The sequence below is a fragment of the Allofournierella sp. genome (genome assembly GCF_048388525.1).
In the GTDB taxonomy this organism is placed as follows: domain Bacteria; phylum Bacillota; class Clostridia; order Oscillospirales; family Ruminococcaceae; genus BQOK01.
Genome location: NZ_DBGCTQ010000121.1, coordinates 20,847 through 45,400 on the forward strand (window position 1 = coordinate 20,847; position 24,554 = coordinate 45,400).

At 62.8% G+C, this 24,554-nt stretch carries 23 protein-coding genes; 15 read left to right on the plus strand and 8 right to left on the minus strand.

All coding sequences use genetic code 11. From position 1 onward, the window contains the following. Positions 1 to 12 precede the first annotated feature (12 nt). The 4 genes from atpG to ACMLHZ_RS14810 are packed head-to-tail and all read left to right on the plus strand — an operon-like array spanning position 13 to position 3,061. The gene (gene atpG / locus ACMLHZ_RS14795; protein WP_418668438.1) at positions 13 to 864 is read left to right on the plus strand and encodes an ATP synthase F1 subunit gamma; all 852 of its coding nucleotides are present in this window, start codon (positions 13 to 15) and stop codon (positions 862 to 864) included. Between the two features lie 30 nt (positions 865 to 894). Further along, positions 895 to 2,298, plus strand: coding sequence for a F0F1 ATP synthase subunit beta (atpD, locus tag ACMLHZ_RS14800; protein ID WP_418668439.1), 1,404 nt, complete (start codon positions 895 to 897; stop codon positions 2,296 to 2,298). Then, a complete protein-coding gene (gene atpC, locus ACMLHZ_RS14805; RefSeq protein WP_418668440.1) occupies positions 2,295 to 2,702 on the plus strand; it encodes an ATP synthase F1 subunit epsilon in 408 nt (135 codons plus the stop codon). Before atpD ends, atpC begins: the two co-directional genes overlap by 4 nt. Before the next feature lie 41 nt (positions 2,703 to 2,743). Then, positions 2,744 to 3,061, plus strand: a complete 318-nt coding sequence (locus tag ACMLHZ_RS14810; protein ID WP_418668441.1) for a hypothetical protein — start codon at positions 2,744 to 2,746, stop codon at positions 3,059 to 3,061. Between the two features lie 113 nt (positions 3,062 to 3,174). On the opposite strand, the gene ACMLHZ_RS14815 is transcribed toward ACMLHZ_RS14810, so the two are convergent. The 6 genes from ACMLHZ_RS14815 to ACMLHZ_RS14840 all read right to left on the minus strand — a co-directional run bounded on the left by ACMLHZ_RS14815 (position 3,175) and on the right by ACMLHZ_RS14840 (position 9,805). Continuing rightward, complete coding sequence (locus ACMLHZ_RS14815; protein WP_418668442.1) at positions 3,175 to 3,939, minus strand: sugar isomerase domain-containing protein; 765 nt, start codon at positions 3,937 to 3,939, stop codon at positions 3,175 to 3,177. A 14-nt stretch (positions 3,940 to 3,953) separates the two neighbouring features. Further along, entirely contained in the window at positions 3,954 to 4,898 is a 945-nt protein-coding gene (locus ACMLHZ_RS14820; protein WP_418668443.1) for a uroporphyrinogen decarboxylase family protein, read from the minus strand. Between the two features lie 17 nt (positions 4,899 to 4,915). After that, positions 4,916 to 6,544 (minus strand): hypothetical protein, encoded by a 1,629-nt coding sequence (locus ACMLHZ_RS14825; RefSeq protein WP_418668444.1) that lies wholly within the window; start codon positions 6,542 to 6,544, stop codon positions 4,916 to 4,918. Between the two features lie 39 nt (positions 6,545 to 6,583). After that, entirely contained in the window at positions 6,584 to 7,423 is an 840-nt protein-coding gene (locus ACMLHZ_RS14830) for a carbohydrate ABC transporter permease (protein WP_418453939.1), read from the minus strand. A gap of 3 nt (positions 7,424 to 7,426) precedes the next feature. Next, positions 7,427 to 8,338, minus strand: a complete 912-nt coding sequence (locus tag ACMLHZ_RS14835; RefSeq protein WP_418668445.1) for a carbohydrate ABC transporter permease — start codon at positions 8,336 to 8,338, stop codon at positions 7,427 to 7,429. Positions 8,339 to 8,410: 72 nt separating this feature from the next. Beyond that, positions 8,411 to 9,805 carry an ABC transporter substrate-binding protein gene (locus tag ACMLHZ_RS14840; RefSeq protein ID WP_418668446.1) on the minus strand — a complete coding sequence of 465 codons (1,395 nt, stop codon included), beginning with the start codon at positions 9,803 to 9,805 and terminating at the stop codon, positions 8,411 to 8,413. A 378-nt stretch (positions 9,806 to 10,183) separates the two neighbouring features. Between ACMLHZ_RS14840 and ACMLHZ_RS14845 the strand changes: the two genes are divergently transcribed. Together ACMLHZ_RS14845 and pap are read left to right on the plus strand one after the other, a co-directional pair. Next, complete coding sequence (locus ACMLHZ_RS14845; RefSeq protein ID WP_418668447.1) at positions 10,184 to 11,098, plus strand: AraC family transcriptional regulator; 915 nt, start codon at positions 10,184 to 10,186, stop codon at positions 11,096 to 11,098. A gap of 143 nt (positions 11,099 to 11,241) precedes the next feature. Beyond that, complete coding sequence (gene pap / locus ACMLHZ_RS14850; RefSeq protein ID WP_418668448.1) at positions 11,242 to 12,711, plus strand: polyphosphate:AMP phosphotransferase; 1,470 nt, start codon at positions 11,242 to 11,244, stop codon at positions 12,709 to 12,711. Between the two features lie 132 nt (positions 12,712 to 12,843). Here pap and ACMLHZ_RS14855 read toward each other — a convergent pair whose 3' ends face one another. Then, the gene (locus tag ACMLHZ_RS14855) at positions 12,844 to 13,269 is read right to left on the minus strand and encodes a DUF2871 family protein (protein ID WP_418668449.1); all 426 of its coding nucleotides are present in this window, start codon (positions 13,267 to 13,269) and stop codon (positions 12,844 to 12,846) included. 231 nt (positions 13,270 to 13,500) lie between these two features. On the opposite strand from ACMLHZ_RS14855, the gene ACMLHZ_RS14860 reads away from it, so the two are divergent. Continuing rightward, positions 13,501 to 14,847 (plus strand): MATE family efflux transporter, encoded by a 1,347-nt coding sequence (locus tag ACMLHZ_RS14860; RefSeq protein WP_418668450.1) that lies wholly within the window; start codon positions 13,501 to 13,503, stop codon positions 14,845 to 14,847. Between the two features lie 76 nt (positions 14,848 to 14,923). On the opposite strand, the gene ACMLHZ_RS14865 is transcribed toward ACMLHZ_RS14860, so the two are convergent. Next, positions 14,924 to 16,084 (minus strand): PucR family transcriptional regulator, encoded by a 1,161-nt coding sequence (locus ACMLHZ_RS14865; protein ID WP_418668451.1) that lies wholly within the window; start codon positions 16,082 to 16,084, stop codon positions 14,924 to 14,926. Positions 16,085 to 16,375: 291 nt separating this feature from the next. Between ACMLHZ_RS14865 and ACMLHZ_RS14870 the strand changes: the two genes are divergently transcribed. From ACMLHZ_RS14870 to ACMLHZ_RS14905, 8 genes are all read left to right on the plus strand, one after another. Further along, positions 16,376 to 17,749, plus strand: a complete 1,374-nt coding sequence (locus tag ACMLHZ_RS14870) for an MmgE/PrpD family protein (protein ID WP_418668452.1) — start codon at positions 16,376 to 16,378, stop codon at positions 17,747 to 17,749. A gap of 23 nt (positions 17,750 to 17,772) precedes the next feature. Continuing rightward, positions 17,773 to 19,605: an FAD-binding protein gene (locus tag ACMLHZ_RS14875; RefSeq protein ID WP_418668453.1), complete on the plus strand. Its 1,833-nt coding sequence runs from the start codon at positions 17,773 to 17,775 to the stop codon at positions 19,603 to 19,605. After that, entirely contained in the window at positions 19,602 to 19,925 is a 324-nt protein-coding gene (locus tag ACMLHZ_RS14880) for a 2Fe-2S iron-sulfur cluster-binding protein (protein ID WP_418668454.1), read from the plus strand. Before ACMLHZ_RS14875 ends, ACMLHZ_RS14880 begins: the two co-directional genes overlap by 4 nt. Before the next feature lie 16 nt (positions 19,926 to 19,941). Next, positions 19,942 to 20,670 (plus strand): L-2-amino-thiazoline-4-carboxylic acid hydrolase, encoded by a 729-nt coding sequence (locus tag ACMLHZ_RS14885; protein WP_418668455.1) that lies wholly within the window; start codon positions 19,942 to 19,944, stop codon positions 20,668 to 20,670. Positions 20,671 to 20,712: 42 nt separating this feature from the next. Beyond that, positions 20,713 to 21,615 (plus strand): DMT family transporter, encoded by a 903-nt coding sequence (locus ACMLHZ_RS14890; RefSeq protein ID WP_418668456.1) that lies wholly within the window; start codon positions 20,713 to 20,715, stop codon positions 21,613 to 21,615. A gap of 93 nt (positions 21,616 to 21,708) precedes the next feature. Further along, complete coding sequence (locus ACMLHZ_RS14895) at positions 21,709 to 22,047, plus strand: peptidase dimerization domain-containing protein (RefSeq protein WP_418668457.1); 339 nt, start codon at positions 21,709 to 21,711, stop codon at positions 22,045 to 22,047. Beyond that, positions 22,047 to 23,207 carry a M20 metallopeptidase family protein gene (locus ACMLHZ_RS14900; RefSeq protein WP_418668458.1) on the plus strand — a complete coding sequence of 387 codons (1,161 nt, stop codon included), beginning with the start codon at positions 22,047 to 22,049 and terminating at the stop codon, positions 23,205 to 23,207. Before ACMLHZ_RS14895 ends, ACMLHZ_RS14900 begins: the two co-directional genes overlap by 1 nt. A gap of 32 nt (positions 23,208 to 23,239) precedes the next feature. Continuing rightward, positions 23,240 to 24,553 (plus strand): MFS transporter, encoded by a 1,314-nt coding sequence (locus ACMLHZ_RS14905; RefSeq protein ID WP_418668459.1) that lies wholly within the window; start codon positions 23,240 to 23,242, stop codon positions 24,551 to 24,553. Position 24,554 lies beyond the last annotated feature (1 nt).

Sequence of the window (24,554 nt, forward strand, 5' to 3'; positions counted from 1 at the left end):
GGAGGAGAGCGCATGGCAGGTGCTTCGATGAAAGACATCAAGCTCCGCATTAAAAGTGTGGAGAGCACCATGCAGATCACCAAGGCTATGGAATTGGTGGCCTCCTCGAAGCTGCGGCGGGCGAAGGAGCGGGTGGAAAAAAGCCGCCCCTACTTTGACGTGCTGCACACGGCCCTGACCGACATCGCCTATTCGAACGCCGAGTTTTCTTCGCCTTACATCGCCCAGCGGCCGGTAAAGCGCAGCTGCTACGTGGTGATCGCGGGCGACCGGGGCCTGGCCGGCGGCTACAACGCCAACATTTTGAAGGCGGTGGCGGCCCACGCCGAGGGCAAGGATTGGTGCGTGCTGCCCGTGGGCAAAAAAGCGCTGGAGCATTACCAGCGGCGCAAGGTGCCCATTGTAACCGAGCGGTACGGCCTTGCGGCCGAGGTGGAGGTGAGCGGCTGCTTTTCGGTGGCCAGCATTCTTGCAAGGGGCTTTTTGGCCGGCGAGTACGACGAGATCTTTGTGGCGTACACAAACTTTGTGTCCATGCTGAGCCAGCAGCCCGCCATTTTAAAGCTGCTGCCCCTGAATTACGAGCCGGTGGCGAAAGGCAGCACCCCCCGCTCGCTGACCCTGTACGAGCCCTCCAGCGAAGAGGTGTACAACGCCATTGTGCCCGAATACCTGGCGGGGCTGATCTATGGGGCGCTGTGCGAGTCGGTGGCGAGCGAGCTGGGCGCCCGGCGCACCGCAATGGACGCGGCGAACAAAAACGCCGGCGAGATGATCGACGAATTGAGCCTGCATTACAACCGGGCCCGGCAGGCGGCCATCACCCAGGAGATCACGGAAATCGTGGCGGGCGCCGAGCAGTAGTCGCCCCCGCCCCAAAAAGGAGATATGCGCATGCCCAAGCAACACGAAGGCACCGTGGTGCAGATCACCGGCCCGGTGCTGGATATCAGATTCCCGGATGGAGAGCTGCCTGAGCTGCTCAACGCCATCCATGTGGACAACGGCGGCAAGCCCCTCACGGTGGAGGTGGCGCAGCTGATCGGCGACAATGTGGCCCGGTGCATCGCCATGAGCAGCACCGACGGGCTGGTGCGCGGCGCAAAGGCCGTGGACACCGGCGGCCCCATCACCGTGCCGGTGGGCAAGGAGTGCCTGGGCCGGATTTTTAACCTGCTGGGCGAACCGGTGGACGATATGCCCGCCCCGCCCATTGAGGAGCGCTGGCCCATCCACCGTGACCCGCCCAGCTATGAGGACCAGCAGAACACCACCGAGATCCTGGAGACCGGCATCAAGGTGGTGGACCTGATCTGCCCCTACGCAAAGGGCGGCAAGATCGGCCTGTTCGGCGGCGCCGGCGTGGGCAAGACCGTGCTCATCATGGAGCTCATCAACAACGTTGCCAAGCAGCACGGCGGCCTTTCGGTATTCACCGGCGTGGGCGAGCGCACCCGCGAGGGCAACGATTTGTACAACGAGATGAAGGAATCGGGCGTTTTGAGCAAGACGGCCCTGGTTTACGGGCAGATGAACGAGCCGCCGGGAGCCCGCATGCGGGTGGGCCTTTCGGGCCTGACCATGGCCGAGTACTTCCGGGACAGGGAGCACCAGGACGTGCTGCTGTTCATCGACAACATTTTCCGCTTTACCCAGGCGGGCAGCGAGGTGTCGGCTTTGCTGGGCCGCATGCCCAGCGCCGTGGGCTACCAGCCCACCCTGGCCACCGAGATGGGCGCGCTGCAGGAGCGCATTACCTCCACCAAAGAGGGCTCCATTACCAGCGTGCAGGCGGTGTACGTGCCGGCCGACGATCTGACCGACCCGGCCCCCGCCACCACCTTTGCCCACCTGGACGCCACCACCGTGCTGAGCCGCAACATTGCGAGCCTGGGCATTTACCCGGCGGTGGACCCGCTGGAATCCAGCAGCCGCATCCTGTCGCCGGACGTGCTGGGCGAGGAGCACTACCAGGTGGCCCGGGGCGTGCAGCAGGTGCTGCAGCGCTACAAGGAGCTGCAGGACATCATTGCCATCATGGGCATGGACGAGCTCAGTGAAGAGGACAAGATCACCGTGAACCGGGCCCGCAAGATCCAGCGCTTTTTGAGCCAGCCCTTTACCGTGGCCGAGCAGTTTACCGGCATGGAGGGCAAGTACGTGCCACTGAAGGAAACCGTGCGGGGCTTTAAGGAAATTTTGGAGGGCAAGCACGACGAGCTGCCCGAGTCTGCATTTCTGTTCGCCGGCACCATTGACGAGGTGGTGGCAAAGGCAAAGAAAGGGGAAGGAGCATGAGCACCTTCCAGCTGCAGATCGTAACGCCGGACGGCAGCGCCTTTGACGGGCAGGCCCAAAAGCTGTTCTGCCGCACCATTGCGGGGGACGTGTGCATTCTGCCCCGGCACTGCGATTACCTGACGGCGCTGGGCATGGGCGAGGCGCGGGTGACCCTGGAGGACGGAACGGTGCGCCGCGCCGCCTGCATCGGCGGCATGCTGGCCGTGGCCAAGGGCCGCGCGCGGCTGGTGGCCACCACCTTTGAGTGGGCGGAAAACATTGACGCACAGCGCGCCCGGGCCGCCCAGGAAAAGGCGAAGGCCCGCCTGGCCGAAAAGGATTTGGACGCCCGGGAGATGGAACTGGCCCAGGCCAAGCTCAAGCGCGCTTTGGTGCGCACCCATGTGGCCGAGGGCGGCTGAGCCGCCCCGGCAGCCACAAGACAAAAGGGGGAGAAGCCGGAGTGGAGCTTTCAGCGATCTTTGCCGCCCTGCAGGGCGGCTGGCGGTGGCTGGCAGGCGGGTTTGCCCTGCTGGCGGTGTTGGCCGGGGCCCTGGCCCTGGTGAACCGCGCCCTGGGGCAAAAGCATGGCGACCGGCCCCGCCGCAAAAAAGCAGCGGAGCCCCCGGAGCAGACCGCCGGAACGCAGGAGGCGCCGGAGCCCGAGGAAACGGAGCAAACGGAGCAGGGCAGCGCACCCGCTGAGGCGGACCCAGGGGTCGGAAAAGGGGAAACGGGGCAGCAGCCCGCCCCCGCAGGGCCCGAGGAAACGGCCCCCTGATACAAAACACAAAAGCCCCCCTGCGCCGCAGGGGGGCTTTTGCTTTGGAGAAAACGTTTGAAAAAGGCATTTTAAACGCGGAGAAAGCGCTTTTGGAGCCCCGGAAAGCGGAGCTATAGCAGGCAGCGCACGCGGGGGGCGTATTTTGCCTCCCAGCGGGCATTTGCGGCGTCGCCCTCCGGCAGGTTGGCGCTCATGAACACAGGGGGCTCGGCGCCGGCCTCCACCAACTTTTGCACGGTGGCAAGCACCAGCAATTCCAGAGCCATGCAGCTGCAAAAGGTGGAGCTGGAGCCCACAGGCTGGGCAAAGCCGGGCACCCTGCCCACCGCGTCGCCCAGGGGGACGCCGCTGTTGATGACGAGATCCACCTCGCGGAAGAGGTTTTTGCGGCTGGGGTGGCGCAGGGGGCTGTTTTCCGGGGTGGCGAGGCCGTAAGCGGGGGAGGTGACCGCGATGGTGCAGACCCCGCGCTTTCGGCATTCCAGGGCAAGGTCCAGCGAGAGCGGTGAGATGCCGTAGGCATCCACCAGGATGAGGGTTTCACCCGGGGTTTCGCCCACGCGGTTTGCGTTCAGCACCCCCACCCCGTAGCCGGGCAGCCGCTCAAAGCTCACGCTGCGCTTGGCGCCGTGCACAAGGCTGGTGCCGGGGTCCAGGATGGGGTTCCAGGCGGCAAGGCCGCCGGCGCGCCACAAAACCTCTTCCACTGCCAGCTGCGAATGGGCGCCGGCGCCCAGCAGATGGATGCGCCTGTCTTCCACAATGGCGGCGCACAGAACACCGGCGGCCTGTTCAATCGCCTCCTGCTGGGTGCACAGCAGCTGATCCAGCAGGCCGGTGATGGAGTTTTTGTAGCTTGTGAGAAGCTCGTTCATGAGGGAACTCCTTTCTAACCGCGGAACGCATGGGCGGCCTCCACCGCCCAGCGCAGGTGCCCGGCGGGGACCTCCCGCGGGATGGTGCAGTCGGCCCCCAGCATAACCCCGGCGGGGGCGGCGCGCAGAGTGCGCTCGACCTCGGCGCGGATCTGGGCCTCGGTGCCGGTGCAGATAACGCCGGTGTTGTCCAGCCCGCCCATAACGGGGCGGCGGAACAGCTCGGCCGCCCGGGCGAGCGAAACCCCGTTGCCGTGCACGGCCAGGTTGACGACGTCGCCGGGGTAATCGAGATATTCCTCCAGCCGCATGCCCACACCGCAGAAATGAATGAACACGAGCTTGCCGGTGGACCGCAGGGCGTTTAAGAAAGCCAGGTCGATGGGCTTGAGCCATTGCCGGAAAAAGGAGCGGGGATACCGGGCGCGCTCGCCGCCCTGCACGGACACATAAAACCCGTCGATGCCGGTGGCCGCCAGGTCCTGCGCGAAATCGGCCAGCACGCCGCAGATGTTCTGCAGCCCGGCGCAGACCGCCTCCGGGTCCAGCAGCAGGTGCGGGCTGATGATCTCGTCCCAGTCCACAAGGCCGCTCACCGAGCAGCCTGCGCTCACGTAGGGGGTGAAAATGGTTTGGAACACATAGGCTTTTTTGCCCGCCCGCTCCACCACCTGGCGCGCCAGGTCGATCTGCTGTGTGAACACCGGGTCGCTGCGGCGGAAGGTGGGGATGCGCGCCCAGTCGGCGGGGGAATGGATGCCAGGGATTGGGGGGTAGATATCGTCGAACATGATCTTGAGCATGTCCATACCGGTGGCCTCGAAAAAGTCCAGCTGCGCGGTCAGGGCCGCCTGCCCGTGGCGGATCCCCGGGGCAAAGTGCTGGAAAAAGGCGGCGGGCACGCCCCCGGTGTAACCCTGCCCGGCTAAAAATTCAGAAAAACGCTTTCTTGCGTCCATGAAAGGCCTCCTTGGGGTCAATCGACCAGTTCTTCAAAATGGCTCACCAGGATGGGGGGAACCCACTCGTCCGGCACGCGGGCGTCAGTGTCGAACTTGGCCGCGGTTTTGGACAGCGGCTCGGCCGCCAGGGCCCATGCGTTCGCCAGGGGGGTAAAGTCGTCGTATTCCGCTTCGCCCCTGCCCACCTCGAAGGGATACAGCTGGTACTTTTCAAAAAAGCTGGTGCCCGCGGTCATGTGCATGACCCGCTGGGGGTTGTTGGAGGTAAAGGTGTAGATAATGGGGCGGGACACATAGAACCAGGGGCCCCAGTGCAGGTAGTAGTAGGGTTCGGCCTCGATCAGGCCGCCCTCGCGGCGCACGCCGCCGAACTCCAGGTTCAGAACGCCCAGGGCGTTGCCCTGGGTACGGTCGTAGAAGGCAAACCACGGGGTGCGGGCGTCGAACACCATGCCCTTGACCGGGTGGCGGGGCAGATCGGTGATGTGCACGTTTTTGACCGTGTGATCCACGTCCTGCCACACAAAGTCGCCGGTGGTTTCCTTGTTCAGCACCACCGAGCCGTTGCGCAGGGCCACCACGTCCAGATCGCGGGTCACGTCGATGTTGGACTCGACGGTGACGCCGGGATTATTGCTGTAGAAGGTGTAGGTGATGGAGCACTCGACCTCCTCGTAGTCCACAATGGGGTCGAAGCGCTTGACCATGACAAAGATGGGGCCGGCGATGACCTTGAAGTTGGCGGGGTAGACCCAGTCCGACGCGTGCATCCAGGTTTTGGGCGGCGCATAGATGCCCGGGTTCCACTGCAGCGCGCCGTTTGTTTCCAGGTGGTGGCAGTAAACGAGGCCGGGCCGGCTTTTGGGCAGGATCTCATCAATGGAGCCGCTCTCTTTGTGCAGGTTCACGGTGTAATAGGCGTTCTCGATGGACAGGCTGTACCCCTCGCCCGAGAGATTCAGGTCGGTGGGGTAGTTGGGCTTTTGCGCGCCGGGGTTGCCGTAGAAGATCAAAAACACCTTGCTGGTATTTGCGGGCACGTCTGCCAAAAAGGCGATCTGCACCGTGGTGGTGGGCTGGCAGTTGATGTTCTGCCACTTGTCCCAGTTTGAGCTGGAATACACCTGGCTGCGCACCTCGGCCGCGGCGCCGGTGGCGGGGTCGATCTCCACCACCCGCAGCTCGGCTTCCGGATCGGTGAGCCGGTCCATATAAAGGCCCAGCACCAGGTGCACAGGTTCCTGCACGCGGGCGCGGCCGCTGGTTTCTTTGAGCACATGGCTCGCGTAGTGCTTCCAGGACTTGTTCCAGTAGCCGTGCTCGCCGTCGGCAACAAAGCGGGCGCACAGGGTCTCGGGCGCGGCGGCGCCGGGGGCTTTCAGATCCAGCTCAATGTCGAACTCGTCACCCTTCTGCCAGTCCAGCCGGAGATACAGGTGGCGCTGGGCAGCACCCGCGCGCCACACGGCGGGCACCGCCTTGGCGCCGTCGTTCGCAACGGAAAAATCGCGGCTGTGCACCCCGTTCACCCGCACCTCGGTGACTTCCAGCTCAACCTCCGGGGCGCCGGTGAGGGCTGCTTTTACAAAGTAATAGGGCGCGTCGGGCGTGGGGGCGCTGAAATACAGCTTTTGCAGTTCCATGATAGAGTTCCTCCTAAAAAGTAATGGGGCGGCTGCCGGTCAGCCTTTGGTCGAACCGGCCATCAGGTCGGCAATGTCGTATTTTTGCAGGATGATGAACGCGATGAGCAGGGGCACCGTGGCAATGGCGATGCCGGCCATGACCACCGGCCAGGGGGTGGAGAGGCCGTCGCTCACCGGGAGCTGCGAGATTGCCACCATCAGGGTCTGCTTTTTGGGATCCCGCAAAAAGATCATGGGGAGCATGAAGTCGTTCCAGCGGGCGATCAGTGAGATCGCCCCCCAGGAGGCCAGTGCCGGGGTGATGCCGGGCACCACCACCCGCCAGAAGATGCCGAACTCGCGGCAGCCGTCGATGCGGGCCTGTTCCAGGATCTCGGTGGGGTATTGGCCGATGTACTGGCGCATGTAAAAGATGCCCACCGCTGTGGCGGCGCGGGGGATGATGAGCGAGAGCATGCTGTTGATCCACCCCAGCCGGCGCATGACCACGAACAGCGGCACGATACACACCTCGGGGGGGATGACCATGGTGAGGAGCAGCAGTAAAAACAGCGCGTCCCGCCCCGGAAAACGGAATTTGGCAAAGGCGTAGCCCGCCAGAGCGCAGAAGAACAGGGTGAGCAGCGTGCCCACCACCGAGACCACCACGCTGTTCCAGAAGTTCTGCGCCATGGGGATGAGCTCCGAAACCCGCACAAAGTTTTGCAGGGTGGGCTTTTTGGCCAGGATGTCGGCCAGAACGAAGCTGACGCCCTGGTCGGTAGGCTGGAAAGCGGTGAGCGCCACCCAGCACAGGGGGAACAGGGCCAAAAGCGAGAACAGCACCATGGCAAGGTTCAGGGCAAAGCGGCCCATATGACGGTTAAAACGGTCCATTTTTTATCCCTCCCCGCTCTGCTTGCGCAGGCTGATAAAATAGAACACCGACACGATCAGCAGAACGAAGGTGAGCATGTAGCCGATGGTGGAGGCATAGCCCAGCTGGAAGGAATCAAAGCCGGTGGTGTAGAGGTATTGCACCACCGACAGGCTGGAGGAGCCGGGCCCGCCCTTTGTGAGAATATAGGGTTCGGTAAAAATGCGGGCCGAGTCGATGGTGAGGTTGATGAGGCTGAAAAACAGCACCGGCGCAATGGCGGGCAGGGTGATGTGCACCATGCGCTGAAAGGCGTTCGCGCCGTCGATGCGGGCGGCCTCGTGCAGGTGGGCGTCCACCCCCAAAATGGCGGACATGACAATCAGCATGTACCAGGGGGTGTTGCGCCAGATCGAGAGCAGCATTACCGGCATCTTGGACCACTCCACGCTGGTGAGCCAGGGCACGGCAGACAGGCCCAGCTTTTGCAGCAGGCCGTTGATTACGCCGATGTTCGCGTCGAACAGCATGCTGAACAGAATGCCCGCCGCCGCGGTGGAGGTGATGTAGGGCAGCACCAGGATGGTCTTGTGCAGCTTGCGCGCGCGCACGGACCTGCTGCATAAAAGCTGCCCGAGCAGCAACGCCAGCGGCAGAATGAACAACAGGTTTGCGGCCAGATACCAGAAGGTGTTCAGCATGGAATCCCAAAACATCTGGTCGCTGAGCACGGCCCTGTAGTTTGCCAGGCCCACAAAGGTTTTGGGGCTGATGCCGTTCCACTTGTAAAAGCTCAGAACAAAGGACCAGAGCATGGGGTAGAGCTGGAAGACCAGGAACAGCAGATAAAAAGGGGCGATGAACAGATAGCCGTAAAACACCTCGTTTTTGCGGTAATGGGCGCGGGGCGGTCCGGCTTTTTTTGTGCTTGTCATTTGCATCCTCCTAAAAGACCAGGGCCTTTGGCAGGGGCGCTGTGCCTGCCACCAAAGGCCCTGGGAGAGAGGTCACTTCAGGTTCAGCTTTTGCCGCAGCAGCTTGCCGATGGTTTGAATGGTGGTATCCATATCCTGCGAGCCGGCCACGTATTTTTCCAGCTCAGAGGAGATGATGGTATCGGCCTCGGCGTCGTTCTCGGTGACGGGCAGGTTATCCGACTGATTCTCGTAGGCCTTGGTGACCATCTGCTTATAGCTCTCGCCGCCGTAATACTCCGACGGCTGGCTCCAGTAGGGGTCGGCCAGCATGGCCTTGGTGATGGGGTGCTCGGTGGGCAGGCCCTCGGCGAGCATCTCGTCCGACCAGGCGTTGCGGGCCTCGGTGTTCAGGTTGAAGTCCAGCATCATGTCCACAAACAGGTCGGTGTAGGGGTCGTTTTCCTTGTTGACGATGCAGTACATGCCGATGGCCTGCGCCCCGGCGGTGCCCACTTCTTCGAACACAGGGGCAGGCATGCTGCGCCAGGAGCCGCTCATGTCGGCCAGGTTGCTGCGCAGGTAGGAGTCCCAGAAGGACTCGATGTAGAATGTGGCGATCCTGCCCTCGCGGGCGGCCTCGTACTGGGCGGGCTGGAAGGTGGCGGCGTTGTACAGCATGCCGCCCTCAAACAGCTGCTGGAAAGTATCGAAAGCCAGCTTGGTGCCGGGGTCGGTGTCGAACACCACCGAGGCACCGTCGTCGCTCCAGATCTTTGCGTTCGCCTGGGGCATGAGCCCGCGGCGGAACCAGTAGCGCCAGGTGTAGCTGCCCGGGTCCACATACGACAGCTGCACCTTGCCGCCGCTCTTTTCCAGCAGCTCCCTGCCGACCTCGATGTAGCCGCTCATGGTGGACATGCGGGCAGGGTCGATGCCGTACTCCTGGAACAGGTCGTTGTTGTAGAACAGCATCTTGGGCTGCAGGGCGTAGGGGATGCCGTAGATGCGGCCGTTGTAGGTGGCCTGGTCGAAGGCGCCGGGGATGAATTGGTCGAGATAGGGCTGGACCTGATCGGTGATGTCCTTCAAAATGCCGTTTTCGGCCAGCACCTGCATGCTGACGGGGAAGGTGGAGATGGCGGTGGGCAGGTCGGCGGTGGAACCGGCGGTCAGGCTCATCATGACCTGCTGGCGCACCTCGGCCTCGCCCGAATAGTTGACCATTTCAACCTCGACACCCGCGGCGCCGCTGCCCTCGCGGGAGATGTAGCCGTCGAAATAGCGCTTCATGTATTCCGGCATGCCATAGGTCCAAAAGGTCATTTTGCCTGCGGGGTATTCTTTTGCGGCGGGCGCGCTGCCGGCCGGCTGAGAGGCCGTTTGGCTGGGCGCGGCGGCGCTCTGCGAGGGGGCGGGCTGGCCGCAGCCTGCCAAAAGGCTGAGGCACAGCGCGGCCAGCACTGCAAGGGCAATAAAGCGTTTCATGATTTCTTTCCTCCTTTGTGGTTTGACAATTTTTTGTTTCACGGCTTGTGCCCGGCCCGCAAAAGGCCCCTCCCCCGCTGCCGCCCCGCCTCTGCGCCGCGCCGGGCCCTGACGCCGCGCAGAACGGTAACATGCACATTCGACCTAAATAGGCGGAACGAGGGGGAGAAAGAGCAAGAAAGCGGATTTTTCCTTTTGTGAGCAGACATAAACCGGCGTGCACTTTTTGAATAAAAAACAGAAAATAAATCTTTATAAAATTGGATACATATTCCAGCTAAAAACCAAAATAAAAAGAGAAAATAGCCTTGTGTTTCTTTTCTGAATTCATTATAATGCTGTTAAAACACCCGGCAAATACGAAAAGGAGCATAATACATGCAAAATCAACCATCCCAGGCCCGGGAGGTGAAATTCTGCCGCCTGAACCTTGCGCCGGAGTTCCCCGTTGAGCTGATGCAGGGCGACAAGTGGTATTCCCCCTACCAGGCCATTACCATGGTGCATTTTCACAACTGCCTGCAGGTGGGGTATTGCTATGAGGGACAGGGGTATTCGCTGATCGACGGGGTGCTGTATCCCTACTGCACCGAAACGGTTTCGCTGATCCCGGCCAAGGCGCTGCATTTCTGCACCAGCCAGCGCAACGTGGTGAGCCGGTGGAAATGGCTGTATCTGGACCCCATCGGCCTTTTGCCCCGCATGAGCCACGGGCAGGAACAGGCGCTGATGGCCGTGCTGTACGGCAAAACGCCTGTGCCCTGCACGGTGACCGGGGGCGAGGCCCCACAGATGGTGGAGATCGTGCGATGCATGATCCGGGAGCTGGAAGAGCGGGGAAAGGGCTATAAGGACGCGGTGCGCGGGCTGGGGCAGGCGTTTGTGGCGGTGCTGCTGCGCATGGCGCGGGCCGGCATGCAGCAGGAGGAACGGCCTGGGGCAGGCGCGCGGGGTAACAATTTGCAGATTATCGCGCCTGCCATTGAGCATATCTCGATGTGCTATATGGAGCCGCTCACCGTGCCCCAGCTTGCCGAGCTGTGCCACATCAGCCCGACCCATCTGCGGCGGATGTTCCAAAAGATCATGGAGTGCTCGCCGCTGGACTATTTGCAGCTGACCCGCATGGAGGCGGCCTGTGCGCTGCTGATGCACACCGACACCTCGGTGCTGGAGGTGGGCAGCCGGGCGGGGTTTGCCACCCCCACCAGCTTTACCCGGCAGTTCAAAAAGGCCTTCGGCATGACGCCAGGCAAATGGCGCGCCCGCATGATGGGAGCGGAAATCGAATAAAAAGGAAACGGCATGGCCGGCTGCCTTTTGGGGCAGCCGGCCATGCCGCGCCATTGTTTCGATTGTGCGCGCGCCGGGCAAATTAAGTGGTATAATAAACAAAAAGGCCCTGACCGCACAAACACTGGAAAGGAGATACCATTATGCTCACATCCTGGAACCCGCCCCGCCCGCCCGAGGGCGAAGAACTGGCCCGCCGCCTGACCGCCGCCCGGGAGCGGCTGGGGGCGCTGCAGCTGAAGATCAAGGAACACGGCCTGCCCGTGCTGGTACTGGTGGAGGGCTGGGGAGCTGCCGGCAAGGGAAGCATGATCGGCCGGGTGATCCGGCAGATCGACCCCCGCTTTTTCTCGGTGAATTCCATGAGCGCGCCCACCGAAGAGGAGCAGCGCTTCCCCTTTTTGCACCGGTACATGGCGGCCATTCCCGAGACGGGAAAGTTTGCCTTTTTGGATTCCGGCTGGATGGATGAGGTGGTGAAGGCGCGGCTGCGGGACCATTTGGAGGGCGAAAAGTACGAAAAGCGCATTGCCAGCGTGAACCGGTTTGAGCGCACCCTGACCGACAACGGCTACCTGGTGATGAAGCTGTTTTTGCACATTGGCCGCAAGGAGCAGAAAAAGCGGATTGAGCGGCTTTTGGAGGAGGCAGACACCGCCTGGCGGGTGAGTTACAGCGACCGCTGGCAGAACAAACACTACGACGAGTGCCTGGCGGTGTTTGAGGAATATATGCGCGCCACCAACCTGCCCAGCAGCCCCTGGTATGTGGTGGACGCGGCAGAGAAAAAGTGGGCGGAGCTGCAGATCCTGGAAACGCTGTGTGCCGGCATTGAAACCGCGCTGCACAACGAGAGCCTGGCGGTGCCCCTTTTGCAGAACACCTTCCCGCTGCGCACCATGCCCAGGCTCAGCCAGGTGGAGCTGGACAAAACCCTGCCCGGCGAGGAGTATGAAGCCCGCAAGAAGGAGCTGCAAAAACGGCTCAGCCAGCTGCATAACCGGCTGTATTTGAAAAAAGTGCCGGTGATTGTGGTGTACGAAGGGTGGGACGCCGCGGGCAAGGGGGGCAACATCAAGCGGGTCACCGCCGCGCTGGACGCCCGGGGCTACCAGGTAAACCCCATTGCCAGCCCCGAGCCCCACGAGAAGGCGCGCCACTACCTGTGGCGCTTTTGGACCCGGCTGCCCAAGGCCGGGCACATTGCCATTTTCGACCGGAGCTGGTACGGCCGGGTGATGGTGGAGCGTATCGAGGGCTTTTGCGCGGAGAATGACTGGCAGCGGGCCTACAACGAGATCAACGAGTTCGAGGCCGAGCTGGCCGACTGGGGCGCGGTGATCCTGAAGTTCTGGGTGCACATTGACAAGGACACCCAGCTGGCGCGCTTTAAAGCGCGCCAGGAGTGCCCCGAAAAGCAGTGGAAGATCACCGACGAGGACTGGCGCAACCGGGAAAAATGGGACGCCTACGAGCAGGCGGTGGACGAGATGCTGCAAAAAACCAGCACCGAGTATGCGCCCTGGCACATCCTGCAGTCGGTGGACAAAAAATATGCGCGGGTGCAGGCACTGGAGCTTTTGGTGAACGCCCTGGAAAAAGCGCTGGGCTGAGCCCGCCCGTTGAAAAAAGCGCCCCGGACCCGCCGGCTGTACGCCGGGAGGCGGGCGCACTGAAAAAGAGAAAAGCGCCGGCCCCGGGCAGATGCTCCGGGGCCGGCACTTTTGCGAAGGGATGGAAGCCCGTTAGTGGGCGGGGCAGCTGCAGGCCCGGAGGCGGCGGCGCAGAACGCCGTACAAAAGACCCAGGCCCACCGCCAGCAGGATGTGGAACGCGGCGCCCAGAAAGCCCAAAAACCAGGTGAGCTCATAGGGCAGCGCACAAAAGTATTCCAGGCTGTTGAGGGCCATCACGATTGCTGCGCCGGCAAGCCCCACATTATAAGTGATGTAAAAGGCGCAGAAGCCGTGGTCGCAGGTGAGGTGCAGCACCTTTTCCAGCGCGAGCAGCACCAGGAACAGCAGCATTCCCATCACCAGGAGATGGGAATGTACCCCCGCAAGAGGGGCGTGTTCGGGGCAGTACCAGACCTGCAGCAGCAGCTGGCAGGCCATGCCGGCAAGAATCCCCGCCAGCCCGTAGGCAAAGGCGGCGTTCAAAAGTTTTTTCATGGAGGAAAACCTCTCCTTTCAAGTGTTCTGTGCGCCATTCTATGCTCTGGGACGCACCCCGGCAACCGCCGGGCACAAGGGCTGCGGGGGCTATACTTGCAAAAAGCGGGGCAAAGATCTACAATGGGGCCGTAAAGTGTGCACGGGGTTTGGGAAAGGCCCCGGAAGAAAAAAGCGGGGCCGCGCCCCGGCGTGGGCCCCGGGCGGGGCGCAGGAGGGGGAAAGGACGAAATGGAAGCGACAAAGAGCGTGCTTTTTACCCGCAGGGAGCTGAGCCGCCTGCTGGTGCCGCTGGTGATCGAGCAATTTTTGGCGGTGACGGTGGGCATTGCCGACACCATGATGGTGAGCCACGCGGGGGAGGCGGCGATCTCGGGCGTGTCGCTGGTGGACATGATCAACGGCCTGATCATCAACCTGTTCGCGGCGCTGGCCACAGGGGGCGCGGTGGTGATCAGCCAATACCTGGGCGCGCGGCAGCGGGAAAAAGCCCGGCAGGGTGCGGGGCAGCTGTTCAGCCTTGCGGCCATTGCCGGCTGTGCGCTGATGGCGCTGAGCCTGGCGCTGGCCCGGCCGATCCTGCGGCTGTTTTTTGGGGCCATTGAGCCGGACGTGATGGCGGCGGCCCTTACTTATTTGCAGATCTCGGCGCTTTCGTTCCCGTTTTTGGCGGTGTACAATGGGGGGGCGGCGCTGTTCCGCAGCCTGGGCGACAGCGGGGTGAGCATGCGGATCAGCATTTTGATGAACCTTGTAAACGTGGCTGGCAACGCGGTGTGCGTGTTCGGCCTGGGAATGGGCGTAGCGGGCGTGGCGATCCCCTCGCTGGTGGGCCGGGCGCTGGCGGCGGTGCTGATCCTGCGCAGGGCCACCGACCCCGCGGGGCAGCTGCCGGTGGAGCTGCGGGCCTGCCTGCGGCTGGAGGGGGGCATGGCAAAGCGCATTTTGAACATCGGCGTGCCCTCGGCGTTTGAGAACAGCCTGTTCCAGCTGGGGCGGCTTTTGGTGGTAAGCATCATCGCGGGCTTTGGCACCGTGCAGATCGCCGCCAACGCGGTGGCCAACAACCTGGACAACATCGGCATCATACCCGGCCAGGCCATCGGTTTGGGACTGATCGCGGTGGCGGGCCGGTGCATCGGCGCGCGGGACAACGAGGCGGCCGTGCGCTACACCAAAAGGCTGGTGGGCCTGGTGTATGTGGTGGACGGCACGCTGAATATTTTGGTGATGCTGTGCCTGCCGCTGCTGCTGAACCTTTATAACCTGAGCGGGGAATCGCTGGAATTGGCCCGGCTGCTGGTGCTGATCCACGGGTGCAGCGCACTGCTGCTGTGGCCCGCCAGCTTTACACTGCCCAACGCCCTGCGGGCGGCCAACGACGTGCGCTTTACCATGGCGGTGAGCATTGCCAGCATGGCGGTGTGGCGGCTGGGGCTGAGCTACGTGCTGGGCGTGCGCTGCGGCATGGGCGCCGTGGGGGTGTGGATTGCCATGATCGTGGATTGGGTGTGCCGCACCGGCTTTTTTGTGGGGCGGTTTGCCAGCGGGGCCTGGAAGAAGAAATACAAAGAGTAAAATTGATTGCACATGTTACGATATGGCAAAAGATCCCCCCGGCCTCGCGGCCGGGGGGATCTTTTGCGCGGGAGGGTCAGCGGTCGATCAAAAAGCTGCAGTACAGATGGCTTATCTGGCCGCAGTCATTAAAGTCGACGCCAAATTGGTCTTTGAGCTTGTTGACGCGGTAGATCACGGTGTTTTTATGGATAAACAGCTGCCGGGCGGTGGCCAAAATGCTTTGGCCGCACAAAAGGTAGGTTTTTAAGGTGCGCTCGTATTCAGTTTGGTGTTCCGCGTCCCAGGCGCGCAGCTCGAAAAGGGTGTTGCTGCAAAAATTGCCCAGCTCCAAATGGCGGCCGGCCTGGCCCAGAAGATCCTGCAGCTTGTAATTGTTGTAAACGGCCAGCCCCCGCTCCGGCCCCAGGCGGCGGGCAAAGGCGGCGGCCGCCTTTGCCTGGCGCAGGGCCTCGTCCAGGTCGTCCAGGCTTGCAAAGCTGTCGCTGGCGCCCACCAGCATGCCCTGCTGCTGGGCGGCCAGGGCCAGGGGGGCGGCCAGCTCCCCGCCGGCGCCCCACAGGCACAGGGAGCCCTCGGGCAGGGCCAAATGCCAATAGGGGGCGGCCAGATGGGTCAGCTCCAGGGCCAGGGCTTCGTCAAAAGACGGGCTTTCCAGCCAGAGCATGGTAAACCGGTCCACCGCCCGAAACTCGGGGCAATGGCTCCAGTCCTCGATGTACTTTTCGCTTACCGTGCTGTTGAAGTGGTTCCACAAAAGGGTAAAGGGCTGCCGGCCTGCCTGGACGACGGGAAAATGGTTCAGATAAAGAGCCAGCCCCATGATATCGGCACAGGCCTTGAACAGCTCCAGGTCCAGCTGGTCATAAGAGCTGCCCACATCCGGCGCTTCCAGATAAGCCAGCAGCTGATTTTGGTGAAATACCCCGCATACCATGCGGCAGTTGCGCAGATAGGGCAGCTCGATCAGGCGGGGCTGGCGGTCCTGCAGCCATTGAAACATCTTTTCCATACTGCGCTCCCGCTGCTGGGTGGGCAGGTGCTCAATGCGGTTGACCATATCGGCCAGATCGTCTTTGGGGAAGCCGCGGGACATGGCCACCTTGCCCCAGAAAAAATCACCCACCCCGATGGGGGTGCCGGTGAGTTCTTCGATCTTGTTGCAGATATGCTGCAAATTGGTATTTTGGTACAAGGCTTGCAGCAATTCATGCTCTTTTACAAAAATATCCGACATGATATACCCCCTGTTTTTGTATTTGATTGTATTATAGCACAAATAAGATCGATGGTGTTTGTGCTTTTTAAATCCTTTGGAAATACGGCTTTTTAAGCTTTTTTGACAAAACAAGGGGGGCGGCGCCTGTGCGGAATTGCCAAATCATCCGTGAAAAGCGCCAAAAAAACGCGGCGGTTTTTGACGAAAGGCGGTGTGCCGGGTCAAAACATTGCCGGGAGATTTCATTTTGGGGCCCATAACACCCCCAGGGCGGCCCATGCTATACTGGGACCAGTGAGGTGACCGAATATGAGCGAACTGACCCCTGTGCGGCAGCTGGCACGGCATGTGTGCCGCTGTGAAGGCGGACGGATCCCCCAGGAGGAACGGCAAAAAGCCCGCCTGCGCATGCTGGATGTGCTGGGCTGCGCTTTTGGCGGGGCCGAGGCCCCCGGGAACCGGGAGCTGCTGGAGCTGCTTCGGCAAAAGGAGGGCCCGCAAAAAGCCACAGTGTGGGTGCACGGCGGCGCCCTGGCCATGGAGGACGCGGCGCTGATGAACAGCGTGAGCTGCCGCTCTTATGATTTTGAGGTGATGACCCCCGCCCACCTGTACGCCTGCATTGTGCCCACGGCGCTGGCTGTGGGACAGGCCCATGGCAGAAGCCTGACACAGGTGCTGGACGCATTGGTGCTGGCCACCGACGTGTGCGCCCGGGTGGGAAAGGCCTCGGGCCTGGACGCGCCCAAAGGGTTCGACCCCGCCGGCACCTCCACCCTGCTGGGAGCGGTGACCGCCGCCGGCCGTTTGATGCGGCTGGGCGAAGAGCAGCAGCTGTTCGCCTATGGCCACAGCCTGAATATGATGTGCGGCAGCTTTGAAAACATGTGGGCCGGCTGCACCAGCTTTAAATTCAACCAGGGCTGGGCCGCCTGGTGCGGCATCTTTGCGGCGAAGCTGGCCCTCATTGGCTGGACGGCCCCCACCGACCCGCTGCAGGGCCGGGCCGGCTATTACGCCCTTTATACCAGCGGCGGCTGCGCGCGGCCCGAGCACCTGACCCAGGGCCTGGGCGAACGCTTTTACGACATGGTGATCCACAAGCCCTACCCCTCGTGCCGGTTCAACCACAGCGCCATCCAGTGCGCCCTGGCCCTGCGCGGGCGGTACGAAATAAAACCGGAGCAGGTGCAGGCCGTGCGCATGTATCTGCCGGCCTGGCAGACGGGGCTTTTTGTCTGCGCGCCCTTTGCGCCCCGGCCGGAGTTTGCCCAGGGCAGCGCGCTGTTCAACCTGCGCTTCAACACCGCCTGCGCGCTGACCTACGGCCAGGTGCTGCCCCACCTGTTCACGCCCCGGGTCATCCTGGACCCGAAGCTGGCAGAGCTGGCCCGGCGGGTCGACATTGCCCCCCTGCCCGGGGAGGACCCCCATCAGGGCCGCATGGAGATCCTGCTGGCGGACGGCCGCAGCCTGTGCCATGCGCTGGACTTTGTAAAGGGCGATGTGCCCGGCAATGAGATGACCGACGAGGAATTTGCCGAAAAATATTGGTACAACGTGAACTTTAACGGCCGGGTGGAAAAAGACCAGGCCGACCGGGTGCTGGCTTTGTGCCGCCGGGGCACAAGCGCCCGGGACCTGGAATGCCTGATGGAGCAGATGGTGTGCAAAGAGGCTTAGAGGCCGGAAAGGAGCAGGGGATCATGCAGCTGCTGGCAGACCGCGTTATGGAAACACAGGTTTTGGTGGTGGGCGGCTCGGGCGCCGGCGTTACAGCCGCCATTCAGGCGCACCGGCAGAAAAAACAGGTGCTGCTGGTGTGCAAGGGGAAGGTGGGCCGCAGCGGCAACGCCATCATGGCGGGCGGCGGCTTTGGGACCGACGGCTACAGCGCCCGCCACATTGTGGGCGAGGAGCGGGCGGAAGAGAGCTATACCCAGGCACAGTATTTTGACAACATTGTAAAAGAGGGCTTCTTTTTAAGCGAACAGGATGTGCTGGAGCAGTTCGTACAGGAGAGCCCCGCCGCGGTGAAGGAGCTGCTGGACTGGGGCAGGGCGCAAAACCTTTCCTTTGATTTTCGCCCGCCGGCCAACTGGTCCTCGGCAGGGCTGAGCTGGGGCAAGTGCATCAAGCAGGGCTTAAAGCAAAACAGCGGCATCGCCCTGCTGGAGGACACCGCCGTGGTGGAGCTGCTCACAAGCCGGGGCCGGGTGTGCGGCGCGCTGGCCATTGAGCTGTACAGCGGCCAGCTGGTGCTGATCCGCGCCCAGGCGGTGGTGCTGGCCACCGGCGGTTACCAGCCCTTCTCGTTTAAGAATACCGTGACCGACATGACCGGCGACGGCCCGGCCATGGGCTTCCGGGCGGGCGCCAAACTGGCGGATATGGAATTTTTGCTGGCGTTTCCCACCGCGCTGAACCCCCGGGCCCTGCGGGGATCAATCTACCCCTTCGTGTTTGAAATGGCCATGCGCCGCATCAGCCACCGGGTGCTGGACAGGGATGGGGCGGAGATATGTATCCCGCCTGAAATTTACCGGCTTTGCCACCGCACCAAGCTGAGCAAGCTTTGCAGCGATTATTACTGGGGCCACGCCATCGCCCAGGGCCGCGGCAGCGCGGACGGCGGCGTGTATATGGACTTTTCGCAAAACGATGCCGCGCTGCGCGCCCGGGACGTGGCCGATTTTGACGCCGGCAACCGGCGCCATTACCCGCCCGGCTGCTACAAGGGGGACAACATCCGCTCCATTCTGGACTGTGTGGAGCAGGGCAGGCCCTTTGAGGTGGGTCTGGGCTATGAATACAGTATGGGCGGCCTTTTGGTGGACGCGGGGATGCGCACCAATGTGCCGGGCCTTTTTGCCGCGGGCGAGGCGGCCAGCGGCGTGTTCGGCGCCTGCCGCGCCGGAGACGGCCTGACCGAGATGCTGGGCCAGGGCAGGCGGGCCGGCCAGTCCGCCGCCGAATACTGTGCCGAGGGCCAGCTGCCCGGCGTGGATGAGGAGCAGGCGCAGGCCCTGTGCAGCCAGATCCTGGCGCCCTTGCAGCGCCCGGCGGGGCAAAGCCCGCTGGCGCTGCAGGCCGGGTTGGAGCAGGCCGCCGACGAGGGCTTTGGGGTGATCCGCACACAGGAGGGGCTGGAAAAAGCCCTGGCCAGGGTGCGGGAATGCGCCGGCCAGCTGGACACGCTCGGGGTGAGCAGCCCCAGCCGCCGCTACAATTACGAGTGGCTCACCGCCTGTACGGTGAGAAACACCGCCGTGTGCACCGAAGCGGGCATCCGCGCCGCGCTGCTGCGCAAGGAGAGCCGGGGCTGCCACATCCGGCAGGACTACCCCCAGGTGGACCACGACAACTGGTGTGTGCGCCTGATCGACGAAAACTGCGGGGGCGGGCACCGGCTAAGCCGCAAGGCGCCCAAGGTCACCCGCATCGCTCTGCCCACCGGACGGGAAGAAAACGTGATGGCCTATTTTTTGAGCGAGCGGACCGGTTACCGGGGCCAAAAGGGAGGTGCTGTTAAAAAATGAAGGTGACGGTGTACCGCTACGACCCGGAGCTGCTGCCCCAGGGCCGCTTTGAGCAATTCGAGGTGCCGGTGCCCGCCGGGGGGGACGTGTGGAGCGTGATGGATGTGCTGGACTACATTTCCCTGCGGCAGGACCCCTCGCTTGCCTATTACAGGCACAGCGCCTGCAACCACGGCATCTGCGGGCGGTGCGTTTTGCAGGTGAACGGCAGGCCCGGGCTGGCCTGCCTGCAGCTGGTGGACCCCGCCCAGCCCCTTGTGTTGGAGCCCGCCGCCCACCGCCAGCGGGTGCGCGATCTGGTTACAAAAGAAAAAACATAAAGTGGAGGAATGAACGATGAACCCAGCCTATTCTGCCGGCGCCCACGCAGCCCTTTTTGGCTTTATCGCCCGGGAGGTGATGCTTCGCCACCCCGGGGAGGGCGAAGCCATTTTGGAAAAAGCGGTCATCCAGTATGGCCACGAGCGGGGCGGCCGCATGCGCCAGCGGGCCATCACCGACGGCCTGCCCCTGAACATGTCCACCTACCTGCTGTACCGGGAATACCCGGTGGACCCCGCCGAGTTTGGCGGCCCGGAGGTGCACGAGCCCAACGGCGATTTCCACTCGACCCCCACCAAGTGCCCCTGGAGCACCCGGTGGAAGGAGCTGGGTCTTGCCCGGTACTGCGGCGTTTACTGCCGCCATGTGGACCGCGCGCTGGCAGAGGGGTTTGACCCCTCCTGCGTGATCGACTCGATGGGGAACCTGACCGAGGGTGCCGCCCACTGTGACCTTTATTTCCGCGGCGTCCATATCGCCCGGCCCGAGGTGCAGGAGAAGATGCGCGCCTGGGGCGGCCGCATCAAAAATTCGGCCGCGCTGAAAAATTGGGACTATCAGCTGGCGCACACCTATGTTTCCCTGGAAAATTCGCTGAAGGCGGCGCTGCCCGTGGAAGCGGAAGAGATCATGAAAAAGGCGCTGGAATGCTTTGAGGGCGAATATGGCGCCGGATCCGCCCAGGGATTTATGGCTTTGACGGGCCTGGATTTTGCCAGCACGGCGGACTACACGGGCGCGTAAAGCGCGCAGCAACGCGCGGTAATGTGAAAGGAGAAATCAACAATGGTAAAGAAAGCGAGATCTTCCTGGTATTGGGTGGCCCTGATGCTGCTCAACGCCCTGCTGTTTGCGGCGGGCGACGCCTGCAACAAGTACGTGACCGGCATCCCCATGTGGGAAAAGGTGTTTCTGCGCAGCCTGATCGGCCTGGTGTTCATCGTGTTCACCTTTGTGCAGAGCAAGGATAAGTTTGTGGTGGGCCACTGGCCCTGGCAGCTGGCCCGCGCGGCGGTGGGCTTTATGGTGACCTACACCACCTTCTACGCGGCGGTGAACATGCCCCTGGGGGATTTTACCACCGTGAAAAACCTGGGCCCCCTGTTTGCCATCGTGTTTACCGTTTTGATCCTGAAGGACAAGCTGAACAAATTCGCCATCCCGGGCATGGTAATTTCCTTCATCGGCCTGCTGATCATCACCCCGCCCCAGTTCGGTTCCAGCATCGTTCCCATGCTGGTGGCGATCGCCGCGGCCATGTTCATCGGCATGCTGGAAGTCTGCGGCCGCGCGCTGCGCAAATACTCGAACCCCAGCAGCGTGATGCTGATCTCGATGGTGTTTATGACCGCAGTGTCCGGCGGATTGATGCTGGCGGACGGCCAACCCTTTGTGATGCCCCCGGTCACCATGCTGCTGGCCATCCTGGGCATTGCCATCCTGCCCACCTTCTCGCAGCACCTGGGCGTGTATATAGGCTTTAACGTGAGCCCGGTCAAGACCATGGTGTACAACTATGTCGGCCCCATCTGGGCGGTGCTGCTGGGCTTCATCATTTTTGGGGAGGTGCCCACCCTGCAGTTCCTCGTGGGCGCGGTGTTCATTTTGGGCGGCGGCATTTTCAGCGCGCTGAAAAACCGCCCCGAGGCCGACAAGAAACCCGAGGAAACCGCCAAGACCGAAGGCTGAGCCCTCTCTTTACCGCCCTGTGCCCGCGGGGGATGGACACCGCGCGGGCATGGGGCGGGTTTTAAGAGGCGGCCTCACGAAAGGAAATTCTGCTTGAAAACAAATAAACGTATCTTCCATTGCACCCTGCAGGGCCGGGGCGGACACGGCGCCATGCCCCATGAAACGATGGACCCCATTGTGGCGGCCGCCTGGCTGATCCCGCTGCTGGAGGAGGCCGCCGCCGCCCAGGGGGCCGCGATCTGCTGGCAGCAGGTGCACGGCGGCACCCGGTTCAACATCATCCCCGAGCAGCTGCGGCTGCAGGGAGTGCTGCGGATCGGACCCGACACCGCCGCCGGCTGCGAGGAACCTCTGCGCCGGGCGGCCCAGCGGGCGGCGCAGGCGCTGCGGGTGCAGTGCAGCCTGCAATTTGAGGGGGAGGGCCAGTGATGACACACAATATTTTTGCCCTTGCCCGGGAACAGCAGGAGCAGATGGTGGCCGACCGCCGCTATCTGCACCAAAACCCGGAACCCAGCGGGCAGGAGGAAAACACCTCCCGCTTTGTATATGACCGGCTGTGCCGGCTGGGCATCGAGTGCCAGCTGTTGAGCTGCCATGGGGTGGTAGGCCATATCTACGGCACAAAACCGGGCAGGACGCTGGCCCTGCGGGCGGATATGGACGCCCTGCCCATGCAGGAGGAAACGGGCGCCAGCTATTGCTCGCGCAGGCCGGGGGCCATGCACGCCTGCGGCCACGACGGCCACACCGCCGCGCTGCTGGGGGCGGCCGCGATCCTTTGCCGGCTGAGGGACCAGATACAGGGCGAGGTGCGGCTGCTGTTCCAGCCCGCGGAGGAGAACTGCCAGGGCGCCAGGGCGATGATCGCCGCCGGAGCGCTGCAGGGAGTGGACACCGTGTTCGGCATGCATGTTACCCTGGAGCAGCCGGCCGGCCATTTTGACATCAGCACCGGGGTGCGCACCTGCGCGGCCGACCGCTTTGCCCTGCGGTTTGCGGGCGGGGGGAACGGGCCGGGCAGCCAGGCGATCCGGGCGGCGGCCGCCGCGGTCTCGGCCCTGCAGACCCTGGCCAGCCGCGAGGTGGACCCCAAGACCGTGTTTGCCTTTTCCTGCTGCCAGATGGACGGCGGCCTGGAGGAAAAAGAGGACACGGTGAGGGTGGAGGGCACCTGCCGGTATTCGGACGAGGCCCTTTGCGGCACGCTGGCGGAAAGGATGCTGCGCATCGCCCGGGGGGTGAGCGCCCCCTATGGGGTGGAGGCCCAGCTGGAGCTGCAGCATATCGCCTACCCGCTGGTGAACCGGCCGGAGGCCAGCCGCCGCGCGCGGGAAAGCGCGGCCCAGCTGTTTGGGCCGGACAGCCTGTTTGAGACGGGCACCGACTCGGTGTCGGAGGACTTTGCGGAGTATCTGCGCCTGGTGGACGGCTGCTACGGCAAGCTGGGGGCGAACCACCGGGACATGCGCCTGGCGCGCCCCAACCACAACCCCGGCTTCGATTTGAACGAGGAGGCCCTTTGCTATGGGGCCAGCCTGTTTGTGCAGTACGCTTTGAACACGCTGCGAGGACCCGCCGGCCTTTGAAACCGGGGGGCAAACCTGAGGAGGATGTGCAAATGGATTCTCAAAAGCTATCGACGAAAACAAAGGTGTGTTATGCGGTAAGCGAAGCGGGCATGCTGATCGTATCCTATACACTGGCCACCCAGCTGATGTTCTTTATGACCGACTTTTTGGGCATTGCCACCGCGGCGGCGGGGACCATGTTTCTGGTGGCCCGCATTTGGGACGCGGTGAACGACCCCATGATGGGCATCATCACCGAGCGCAGCTACGCCAGGTGGGGCAAGTACCGCCCCTGGCTGCTGATCGGGGGCGTTCCCCTGGCGGCTTCGCTGTTTTTAAACCTGAACAACGTCCGCTTTGCCGGCCAGGGCAACCTGATCTACATGTATGCGGTGTATATCCTGTTTGGCATGGCGTACACCGTGGCGTTCATCCCCTACACCACCATGCTGAGCAATCTGGCCCGCACCCCCGAGGACCGGGCCTCCCTTTCCTCGATCAAGGGCGGTTTCCAGGGTGTGGGCGTGCTGGTGGCCTCGGTGCTGACGGTGCCGCTGCTGCAGTTTTTCGGCAACGGACAGATCACAGCCGACGGCTTTGGCAAGGTGGGGCTTATTTACGGCGCGATCGCCCTGGCCCTGTTCTGTGTGACCTTTTTTATGGTGAAGGAGCGGCCTGTGCAGGCGGCCGCCCCGCCCAAGTACACCGCCAAGCTGCTGCTGCGGCTCATTTTTAAAAACCGCAACCTGATGCTGGTGGTGCTGATGTACTTTTTTATGTACCTGCGCATCTTTTTAAGCAACGGCGCGGCCATGTATTTCTTTACCTACTCCAGGGGCGATATGTCCATTATGCCGGTGTACATGGCCATTTCTTCCATTGTGAACATTGCGGCGGCGCTGCTGGCCCCCCGGCTGGCAAAACGGTTTGGCAAGCGGTGGCTGACCATTGCCAGCGTGGCGGTGTGCGTGGCGGCCTACGGCGGCCTGTACGCGGCCCGCACGGCCGGCGTGGCGGTGTTTTTGGCCATGGCCATGATCACCTGGCTCAGCGGCTCGGTGCCCTATGCGCTGATCTGGGCCTTTGTGGCGGACATCACCGACGAGACCGAGCGGCGGGAGGGCTTCAGGGCCGACGGGATCCTTTACTCGGTGACCAGCTTTGCCAACAAATTTTCCGGGGCCATCTCCGGGTTTGTGAGCGGCGCTGTTCTGGGCGCCACCGGCTATGCGGCAAACCAGACCCAAAGCCCGCTGGCCCTGTTTGGCATTGACGTGACCATGTTTATTCTGCCCGCGGTGTGCATGGTGGGCGTGGTGATTGCCATGCTGCTTTACCGGCCGGAAAAAAAGCCCGCCGGATGAA

What these genes read in the sequence shown, in the direction of transcription:
- atpG (WP_418668438.1), top strand. Translation starts at nt 13, where the DNA reads ATGGCAGGTGCTTCGATGAAAGACATCAAGCTCCGCATTAAAAGTGTG.
- atpD (WP_418668439.1), top strand. Translation starts at nt 895, where the DNA reads ATGCCCAAGCAACACGAAGGCACCGTGGTGCAGATCACCGGCCCGGTG.
- atpC (WP_418668440.1), top strand. Translation starts at nt 2,295, where the DNA reads ATGAGCACCTTCCAGCTGCAGATCGTAACGCCGGACGGCAGCGCCTTT.
- ACMLHZ_RS14815 (WP_418668442.1), bottom strand. Translation starts at nt 3,939, where the DNA reads ATGAACGAGCTTCTCACAAGCTACAAAAACTCCATCACCGGCCTGCTG.
- ACMLHZ_RS14820 (WP_418668443.1), bottom strand. Translation starts at nt 4,898, where the DNA reads ATGGACGCAAGAAAGCGTTTTTCTGAATTTTTAGCCGGGCAGGGTTAC.
- ACMLHZ_RS14825 (WP_418668444.1), bottom strand. Translation starts at nt 6,544, where the DNA reads ATGGAACTGCAAAAGCTGTATTTCAGCGCCCCCACGCCCGACGCGCCC.
- ACMLHZ_RS14830 (WP_418453939.1), bottom strand. Translation starts at nt 7,423, where the DNA reads ATGGACCGTTTTAACCGTCATATGGGCCGCTTTGCCCTGAACCTTGCC.
- ACMLHZ_RS14835 (WP_418668445.1), bottom strand. Translation starts at nt 8,338, where the DNA reads ATGACAAGCACAAAAAAAGCCGGACCGCCCCGCGCCCATTACCGCAAA.
- ACMLHZ_RS14840 (WP_418668446.1), bottom strand. Translation starts at nt 9,805, where the DNA reads ATGAAACGCTTTATTGCCCTTGCAGTGCTGGCCGCGCTGTGCCTCAGC.
- ACMLHZ_RS14845 (WP_418668447.1), top strand. Translation starts at nt 10,184, where the DNA reads ATGCAAAATCAACCATCCCAGGCCCGGGAGGTGAAATTCTGCCGCCTG.
- pap (WP_418668448.1), top strand. Translation starts at nt 11,242, where the DNA reads ATGCTCACATCCTGGAACCCGCCCCGCCCGCCCGAGGGCGAAGAACTG.
- ACMLHZ_RS14855 (WP_418668449.1), bottom strand. Translation starts at nt 13,269, where the DNA reads ATGAAAAAACTTTTGAACGCCGCCTTTGCCTACGGGCTGGCGGGGATT.
- ACMLHZ_RS14860 (WP_418668450.1), top strand. Translation starts at nt 13,501, where the DNA reads ATGGAAGCGACAAAGAGCGTGCTTTTTACCCGCAGGGAGCTGAGCCGC.
- ACMLHZ_RS14865 (WP_418668451.1), bottom strand. Translation starts at nt 16,084, where the DNA reads ATGTCGGATATTTTTGTAAAAGAGCATGAATTGCTGCAAGCCTTGTAC.
- ACMLHZ_RS14870 (WP_418668452.1), top strand. Translation starts at nt 16,376, where the DNA reads ATGAGCGAACTGACCCCTGTGCGGCAGCTGGCACGGCATGTGTGCCGC.
- ACMLHZ_RS14875 (WP_418668453.1), top strand. Translation starts at nt 17,773, where the DNA reads ATGCAGCTGCTGGCAGACCGCGTTATGGAAACACAGGTTTTGGTGGTG.
- ACMLHZ_RS14880 (WP_418668454.1), top strand. Translation starts at nt 19,602, where the DNA reads ATGAAGGTGACGGTGTACCGCTACGACCCGGAGCTGCTGCCCCAGGGC.
- ACMLHZ_RS14885 (WP_418668455.1), top strand. Translation starts at nt 19,942, where the DNA reads ATGAACCCAGCCTATTCTGCCGGCGCCCACGCAGCCCTTTTTGGCTTT.
- ACMLHZ_RS14890 (WP_418668456.1), top strand. Translation starts at nt 20,713, where the DNA reads ATGGTAAAGAAAGCGAGATCTTCCTGGTATTGGGTGGCCCTGATGCTG.
- ACMLHZ_RS14900 (WP_418668458.1), top strand. Translation starts at nt 22,047, where the DNA reads ATGACACACAATATTTTTGCCCTTGCCCGGGAACAGCAGGAGCAGATG.
- ACMLHZ_RS14905 (WP_418668459.1), top strand. Translation starts at nt 23,240, where the DNA reads ATGGATTCTCAAAAGCTATCGACGAAAACAAAGGTGTGTTATGCGGTA.